Below are 8,059 nucleotides of genomic sequence, written 5' to 3' on the forward strand. Positions count from 1 at the left end.
TGGACGTGGATGACCCGGATTTAAAACGGATACTTGATGCTTTTGGGATCAGGATTCCGGTAAAACTATACCGGCGTGCAGAATTAAAACACATCAAAACTGAGATCAAAGTTTTCATGTAGGTCAAGTGTGAAGCAATGAGCCGAAAATAGACCATAAACGTCCCTTGTGTGGAAAATCTGGTTTTTAAGATTTATCCAGAATGAACAGCACATTGCTGTTGAAGGAGTTTTAGTGTTTCCGGATCAGCTCCCTGCTCTCCGAGGAACTGAATTACGTTATCAAGTGTAAGTGCAACTTTTTCAGGTTTTGATGGATGGATGATGGCTTCGTAATCATCTGGTTTCCATTCTTCATTATTAAGAATCATGTGATAAATGCTTGTAAGCATCATTCGGGCTATGGCAATGATTGCTTTTTTCCTGCCACGCCGTTTCGCCAGTCGATTATATTTGATGGCGTAATAAGGATTTTTCCTGCTTTTTACAGCAGCAAGTGCACACTGGATGAGTAAAGGCTTTAGATATTGACCGGCTTTTGAACAACGGGTAGATTTCTTTTTGTTGGCACTCTCATTATTCGCAGGGGTAAGACCAGCCCAGGAACAAAGATGTTTATCCGATTCAAAAACCCCCATATCAGCACCGATTTCTGAAATGACAAACAAAGCAGAACGCTCAGTAAAACCAGCGATCCTTGAAATACGTTTGATTACTTCATCGTACGGGCGGCTGAGGCGGAATAATTCGGTTTCAATTTCATCCATATAGGAGCTGAGAAGTTCCATGTGCTGTTTTGCGTGGGACATCTTAAAGCGTTGTTCCGATAATATCTCAAAACCGCGTATGCTGTCAAAAATCTCTTCATTAGAAACTTTGATGCCACCATGAATCAGTTTTGCACATTCCTTTTCGTCAAAAGGAACGTCTGAAAGAAGATAATTCATAATGGATGAGGCGGTTTTTCCAAATGGATCAGTGAGGACACAGTCAATACGGATACGTGAAATAGTCATACTATTCTGGTAGCGGTTTTTCTCAGCGGAACGCATATAGGAAAGTTTGAGACGATATCTGGAAAGCTCACGGAGAGCCCTGATATCAGCAGGTGGAATAAAAGAAGCTTTAACGATATCAAAGCGAAAAAGATTGGCAATCCATTTTGCATCACGTTTGTCAGTTTTCTTACCCTTTATGGCTTTGACATACTTGGGATGAGTAAGGATAACGTGCATATGCGGCTCAAGGATGTTAAAAACAGGGATCCAGTATTTACCGGTGGATTCCATGCAGACATGCAGACAGTTATACGAGAGAAGCCAGTCACGCATAGCTGCAATCTGTGAATTGTTGGTGGAGAAGGATTTCACTTTATAAGTTGCTTCCAAAGTGACAGGATCCGTAATGCAGACAGCAGCAACAACCGTTTTTTTGTGAACATCCAGCCCAGCACAGATAAGGTGTTTCACTTCAAAATCCATGTGATACCTCCTTTCAAAGAGAGCAAAAAGAGACATCAGCATTGACTGTCATCCAAGCGAAAAGACTTATCATGGAAACGGGGTTTCCAGAGGCATCAAGTGCCAACGTCTAAAATGATAAGTGTACGGGCTCGAAGTCCCAATTGTTTGTGCTTAAAAGAGGATGACGGCACATATATAAATGCGGGATAAGATGGTCTTTCACCACTCCCTCAGTCGTGCTCTGTAGTATACTGATATCTCTAACTGGATTTTAACACAAAATGAAATAAAAAGTAACCCGTAAACAAAGATTCATGCATTGTTTGTGCCGAAGGCAGGAACGACGCAAGGAGGGCATGCCACAACGGCATGTTTAAATAAATGTAGGTATATTTTCTCAAAACTCTAAAAGCCGCATAAACACTGAATAAACCGCATAGATGCTGAAAAAATGGAGCCAAAAAAGGCTCCATTTTGTATCTGCAAGTGGCAAACTCGGGGGACGGAATATCTCTACCATTTTCAATATACTTAAACACCATTTTCTTATGATGTTCAGGTTTTCTGCCGCCTGTTTATCTAAAGTTGTGTTAGCATCCTCTTTAAACGTTACATCTAACTGCCAGTGCATACTTTCTACACTCCAGTGTCCTCTCACCGCACGACTAAATAACTCTATATCTTCATTCAAACTGCTGATATAATAACGGTACTCTTTTTTTCCTGCCCATCTTTCAGGAGTGTTTTCTCTTCCATACCAATACTTTTAAGCCCTTTCCAGTCCTTTTTCTGGGATAGCCATCCACTTTCTTTTGTCTAGTAATATTCCCTGATTTCTACTTGACTGTGGGCTTTTTCAATCGTTTTTTTATAGTTTCCCCGCTTACGCAGTTCTTCTTTCATCCCTGCATCATTCAGAAAGAGACTTACATCTTCGTGCAGCGTCCTCTGGTTTTCTTTTAATGCCAATACATAGTCCCCTCGTTTGGATCGGATCTTCTCTGCTATAGCTGTCTGTGTTCCCATGGCATCAATCGTCACAACCTGACCTTTTATCCGGATCTTTTCCAGCAGTTCCGGTATCGCTGTGATCTCATTACTCTTGGTATTAACTACCTTCTGACCAAGGCTAAATCTGTCTTCCTCATTCCAGGCCGTTATGATATGATTCGTTTTCCCTTCTTTTCTTTTATTAGAACGCATCGTTTTTCCATCAATACAGATTAACTTACGTAATGCTTCCCCTTCATTCTGATTAAGTAGTTCTTGCCATTTACCATAAAGCTTCTGTAAAATTTCCGATGACAGCATTCCAAATACACGGCAAAATGTGTCATGAGACGGAATACCGTTTCTCAGTTCAATATATTTTTTTAAATATGCTTCATGATAATGGGCAAAATATTCCATTTCTACCCAGTCATCCACATTTGCAAGCATGGCAAATAGAACGATTACAATGATATCTTTTAGCTTATGCCGTACTTTCGTCTGCTGACGGTTATCTTCGATATAATCCATCCATTTCAACAATTCATCCATGACAAAATCCCCTTTTTCTTTCTATCATACCAGAAAAAAGGAATTTGTTTATAATTTATTTACTCATGCGTTTGTCCTGGGGGATCACCTGATAGAAGTTGACCTCGTCCCCGTCCGGCAGACGGCAGAAAAAGGACTCCTCCCCAAACACACCGGGATAGAGCAGAATCTCGCCCCGCAGGTCCGTATTCTCTGCAAAGGGGATGCCATCCTCACCCTCCATAAGTGTAGTTCTGGATTCCAGCCCTACCTCCGGGTCCTCCATGGCAAAGTGGGCGGTGGCTAGCATCATCTGGATGGGCCAGCTCCACCGTTCCTCCCGGCAGTCTGCCTTTGTCAGCTTCCAGTCTCGGGGCAGGTTGATGAGCAGCTCTGCCCATTCCAGTTTTTCCTCTCCCGACGCTCCTCCGAAAAATCCATCCGATGCCGGCTCAGGCCCACAGTGACCAGGGTGTAGTAGTCATGTTCCGGTCGAGGCAGGATGACGGCGATCTCCAGAGGATGATCCGAATCGCTGTCGTCCGTGAGGAGTTGGGTATAGACACCGAAATACTGGTCGATATGTACTTTCACATGGCCGAGGATGTCATCGTCGGCAGGGGGTATGGTCTCCCACCGGATGATCTCCTCCCGCTCTTTCCAATCCAGTTCCAAGGAATTTTCCTCCTCCAGATATTTCTCACAGTCCCACACCAGCTTTTGGGCATCCGGGTCATCCGGGACCAGGGACAGCCAGCGTTTTGCGTATTCATAAGCGGTGGTTGCGGAGCCGTATGCCATCAGGCAGGAGTAGCCCATCCGGGCATTCCAGTAGGGATCGTTCTCACCCTGGGTGCGGACGGACTCCAGCAGCTCAATGGCGTGTCGGATGAGATCCCCGTCCACTTCACCATCGGTCCCATGCTCTCCATGATCTTCTAGAACCGCCAGATTGCTGTAAGCCCGACTCAACTTGATGGTCAGCAAATACCCCGCTCCTGTTCCGGGATAGCCTCGATGGCCTCAATACATCGTGAGAACTCGTCCGCATCATTCCACTTCTCAATCTGCTCCAGCAGTTTTGTTTCTTCTGTCTGATTCATCATTTCACCGCCTTTTATGTGTCATCCTTTGCCTTTTTTGAAGTGTCCACTACCTCGCCAGGTATTGACCACACAGGTGAAGATCTGGCCGCAGTGCTTGCACCGGATCATGTGAGCCATAATTTCGTCTGCCCATCCATCCTCAGTCTTTACCTTCTCCAGCGGGCAAGTGGATTCCTCTTGCATCAGTTCAAATTCCCCCTCCGACACCAACTGCTGAATGTAAGCAATACAGGCCAGATAGTCCTTTGGGGCGTCAAATTTTCTCCATGTTTGAATGTTTCGGCAGTGCTCGCACATAGTGGACGCCTCCTTTTGTAATCGGTTGTAGTCAGCCCTGTATATCAGCGTCAACAGGACCTTTTTTCAGTGTCCCATCCACAGTGACCACATGGCCCCAGAACATATCGTCGTCCTCATACCAGGCGGTAAACCGGCCGCCGGGAGATACTGTAAACTCGGTGAGCAGGATACGACGGGCGAACCCATCCTCGGTGATGGGGTCTTTCTCCGGATCTCGGTCAGTCTGGTCATTGTCGGCCAGCCATTCGTTGGCCTGAGCAGTGAGCTTTTGGGCAGCCATCGCTCGCAGGGACTTGTCCCAGACTTCCTGCTCTGCCACCAGCTTCTTCATCACATTGGTGACGCGGGTCCAGGACGCTTTCTTTTCAGTGTTTACATCCAGCGAGATATGGACTTCGTTTCCCATCCACTTACAGGTTCCCTCGAATGTGCTCATCTCCCGATCCAGTGTGAGAGTTCCCAGCACTTCGTCCTCCAGAAGAATGGGCTTTGTATATTCCATCCAGATCTCCTCTAATGCTGGACAGGGGACACCTTCCTCCGGCACTTCCGTGACATACCACTGGGGTTCACTGAGGGCATCACCTTTCCAGCCGCGGGCTTTGATCCGGTAGATCTGGCCCTTGGTAAACCGCTTGGAATAGTCGCCGGCATCCCGTTCCTTGTCCGTCAGCGGCCAGCTCAGGTAGCATCGACCGGAGATCACCTGTCCGGTCTGGGCATCCGCCATGGCGAGGGCATGGGTATGCGCCGCCCAGAAGGTATCCAGAAAGGTTTTGTCCGCACTGACACCGTCCTGGATCAGTACCAGTTTTTCCTCATCTTCCGGGGCGTACAGGGCAATAAAGTCCTTGACCGTTCTCTTTTTCATGGCGTTCTCCTTACGCAAATACCTGCTGGTATTTCTCTTTCAGTTCCTTGGGCGCTGTCTTGATGACCTTGCTGCCGCCGTTTTCAGAGGCTGTGCCCCAGATGGCCCAGAGCACATCACGCCACAGGTAGGCCAGCGCCCTTTTGTCATTGCCGGATTCTTCCGGCAGGTAATATTCCAGATGCCCTTTGATCTCCAGCAGAGCATCCAGGCTCTCCTCATTGGCGATCAGGGCGCGGAACTCCTTTGCGGGCTTCAGATTCTGCATGGACTGGACACCGTGGACCAACACCGGCAGGGACTGAGCAGTAAACCCGTACTTCTTAAAAAAGGTGTGAATAAACTTTTCTTGCAAAGAGGAGTGCTCGTCATCACAGCGATCCAGGTAATCGCACACCAGCCGCCACCACTTCGGCCCTTCCAGTCCCAGGGCAAACACGGCAAAGGTGCCAGGCATGGCGCAGGACTCATCAGAGAGGTTGTTGTACCACTCGTCCTCCTGCATGGCCAGCCGAGCATAATTCTCCATCCGGACATGGAGACGGGGATACCGCACCGCACAGGCAAAAAGCTGATGGACACCCTTCTTGGGCAGGCCGGGGATGGGCAGGTAGATCTTCTCCGGTCCGCGAAACTCGATGGAGTAGCTGCGGGGGAACTCCGGCTGTTCCAAAATCTCAATCAGATAGCTGAGAGCCTCCTCACAGGCCCCCTCGCCGCAGTCCCTGGCGGTAATGCGGATGGTGGCGAAAGCGTCGTTGGCCGAGGCGGTCAGGTGCTTTGTTTTCCGCTTCTGGATATTAGGCGGCAATTTGCCGCTGCCATTGGCTTTCAGTTCCTTTACCATGTCAGGGCGAATCTGGGAAACCAGGCCGAGGATGTGTTCGGTGGTAAGGGATTCAAAACTCTGCCCGTACACGGTATGGCAGATAGCCACATAGCAGGCAAAGCGCAGCAGGTTTTCGTCCACATTCTCCGGGCGCAATTCCGGCCACACCGTGCAGGGGGGAAAAGGCGAAAAGTAATCCTCTTTCTCTCCGACCTCAAAATACCGCTCCTGCACCTGCTTTTCTATATACTTCTCCAATGTATAGCGGATCTCCTGCCAGCCCACCAGCCGCCGCATGGCGTCGCAGAGAGAGACAGCATCCTCACAGGGAAATCCTTTCAACGGCAGCTCGGTCAGATACCGCTCCAGCAGCTGATCAGGGAGAAATGGCGTCCCGTTGTGGTTTCGCACCACGGTCGGGTAGGCGGAGTGATTTTCACGGGCGGTGCCGTTCAGCACATCCTGAATGCAGAGATCCGCCTCCGCCAGTACCTCCGGTGAAGTGTCCGGCTTGTGGATCAGATAGTAACGGTCATGTACGCCGTCACGCTTTGGCAAACTCATGGCAAGGTCTCCTCTCAGGTCTGCTGATGCTGCATGGATACGATATGGCAGTCCGGGCAGAACTCCACATAGAGCGTGCCCTCTGCGCAGTCAAACAACGTATCCCACTGAATCTGGACCAGATATTTCATAGGTTTCCCGCAGTGGGGGCAGGTCGTATATTCCGCGTCCTGTACCCAGTTGGCAAAGCCACCCACCGTGTTCACATCCTGGCAGGCCGCACCGTAAAACAGGGGCACAGGCGCTTCGCCCAGCACAAAGGGATTTTCCGTGAGGGCCTTGTAGTCCTCGGGACTGACATAGCAATCCGTCTTCTCCGCCCCGTCAAAGAGCTCGGAGGGAAAGACTTCCACTCCGCCATCCAGGGTAAAACTGTTAAAGGCTGGACCTTTCAAAAATCCCACACAGCTGGGGCAGCAGGTGGCAGTCAGAATACCATCCAACCCCAGAAATTTCAGACGCTCATCCCGGCCATCCAGCACCAACATATCCACCATACGCCCGCCGCAGTGAGGGCAGGTGTCCTCCCGTGCTCGGCCAATGCGGACGGGAGATTTCTCGCCAGCGGTTCCCTTGACCATAGGATAACAGGTGTCGAAGTTGAGCTGGATTTTCTGGCCCTCCTTGTCGAAGGTCCAGCCTCCGATCTGCGCATAGCTGGATGGGTCTACATAGAGGCCCTTGCGCCAGGGCCGGGGATTTCGCTCCAGCTCCAGCAGAGTTTCCATTGCCTTGTCATCTCCTTGCATAGCAAGGCAACTCATCAGGTTGGAGGCCGCGCTGGAATATTCCGCGGACAACAGCGCATGGATCAGACCATCCCGCACATCGGCGGGAGCGTGATAATAGATCTCACAGGGCCAGAACACCTCTGCGGCCAGTGCCACTCGCTGAATCTCCGGGGTGATGGCATCATGGTAGCCAAGCAGCTGCCAAAAGTCGGCGAACTCTGGGTCCTCCATATCAGCCAGCCTCTGGATGTTCTGTATCAAGTTTCTTTGTTTTTCGACAATTTGTTCCGGCGTCCAGGCCAGAGCAGCTTGCCGTTCTTGCTCGCACTTACATTTCCAACACAATCCCTCATAACCCAATGGGGTTCCACAGCTGGGGCAGGTATATTTCAGACTCATGTTCTCATACTCCTTTCAGGCAATAAAAAAGCCCCACGCCGCACTGTCATAAAGACAGGCTGACGCAGGACATGAAGAAGCCGCGTTGAAGGAGCCGCATCCACCAGCAGATGTAGTTTCTTCAACAACCAAAATATTTTTTTCGTATCTTAAAGCAGCAAATTGCTGTCCAATATATTTGTTCATAGCGGCACCATTTGTTCTGAGCGTAGTTTTATATCTTATTATATCACAGCACCCCTTCAATGAAAATATTTTGTTGGAAATGCTAATGAA

10 protein-coding genes and 1 pseudogene are annotated in these 8,059 nt (G+C 49.2%); all 11 read right to left on the reverse strand.

Annotated features, from left to right (window positions below; genetic code table 11):
• Positions 1-193 precede the first annotated feature (193 nt).
• On the reverse strand, positions 194-1,480 hold the full coding sequence (locus tag ACLTXB_RS18185) for an IS110 family transposase (RefSeq protein ID WP_428227915.1): 1,287 nt from the start codon (positions 1,478-1,480) through the stop codon (positions 194-196).
• A gap of 379 nt (positions 1,481-1,859) precedes the next feature.
• Positions 1,860-2,171, reverse strand: a pseudogene (locus ACLTXB_RS18190) (ISAs1 family transposase); the annotation flags it as partial.
• 107 nt (positions 2,172-2,278) lie between these two features.
• The gene (locus ACLTXB_RS18195; protein WP_317439878.1) at positions 2,279-3,004 is read right to left on the reverse strand and encodes an ISAs1 family transposase; all 726 of its coding nucleotides are present in this window, start codon (positions 3,002-3,004) and stop codon (positions 2,279-2,281) included.
• Between the two features lie 55 nt (positions 3,005-3,059).
• Positions 3,060-3,389 (reverse strand): suppressor of fused domain protein, encoded by a 330-nt coding sequence (locus ACLTXB_RS18200; RefSeq protein WP_428227920.1) that lies wholly within the window; start codon positions 3,387-3,389, stop codon positions 3,060-3,062.
• Positions 3,341-3,970: a suppressor of fused domain protein gene (locus tag ACLTXB_RS18205; protein ID WP_428227916.1), complete on the reverse strand. Its 630-nt coding sequence runs from the start codon at positions 3,968-3,970 to the stop codon at positions 3,341-3,343. The genes ACLTXB_RS18200 and ACLTXB_RS18205 overlap by 49 nt, the downstream gene beginning before the upstream one ends.
• Entirely contained in the window at positions 3,964-4,086 is a 123-nt protein-coding gene (locus ACLTXB_RS18210; RefSeq protein WP_317437858.1) for a hypothetical protein, read from the reverse strand. The genes ACLTXB_RS18205 and ACLTXB_RS18210 overlap by 7 nt, the downstream gene beginning before the upstream one ends.
• 21 nt (positions 4,087-4,107) lie before the next feature.
• Positions 4,108-4,386 carry a hypothetical protein gene (locus ACLTXB_RS18215; RefSeq protein WP_009298997.1) on the reverse strand — a complete coding sequence of 93 codons (279 nt, stop codon included), beginning with the start codon at positions 4,384-4,386 and terminating at the stop codon, positions 4,108-4,110.
• Positions 4,387-4,417: 31 nt separating this feature from the next.
• On the reverse strand, positions 4,418-5,260 hold the full coding sequence (locus ACLTXB_RS18220; RefSeq protein ID WP_428227917.1) for a DUF2262 domain-containing protein: 843 nt from the start codon (positions 5,258-5,260) through the stop codon (positions 4,418-4,420).
• A gap of 10 nt (positions 5,261-5,270) precedes the next feature.
• Complete coding sequence (locus ACLTXB_RS18225; protein ID WP_021630267.1) at positions 5,271-6,653, reverse strand: DUF6138 family protein; 1,383 nt, start codon at positions 6,651-6,653, stop codon at positions 5,271-5,273.
• Between the two features lie 14 nt (positions 6,654-6,667).
• On the reverse strand, positions 6,668-7,783 hold the full coding sequence (locus ACLTXB_RS18230; RefSeq protein WP_428227918.1) for a hypothetical protein: 1,116 nt from the start codon (positions 7,781-7,783) through the stop codon (positions 6,668-6,670).
• A gap of 15 nt (positions 7,784-7,798) precedes the next feature.
• Positions 7,799-8,059: hypothetical protein (locus tag ACLTXB_RS18235; RefSeq protein ID WP_428227919.1), on the reverse strand; the 261-nt coding region annotated here is incomplete at its 5' end.

The organism is Flintibacter sp., assembly GCF_046973065.1.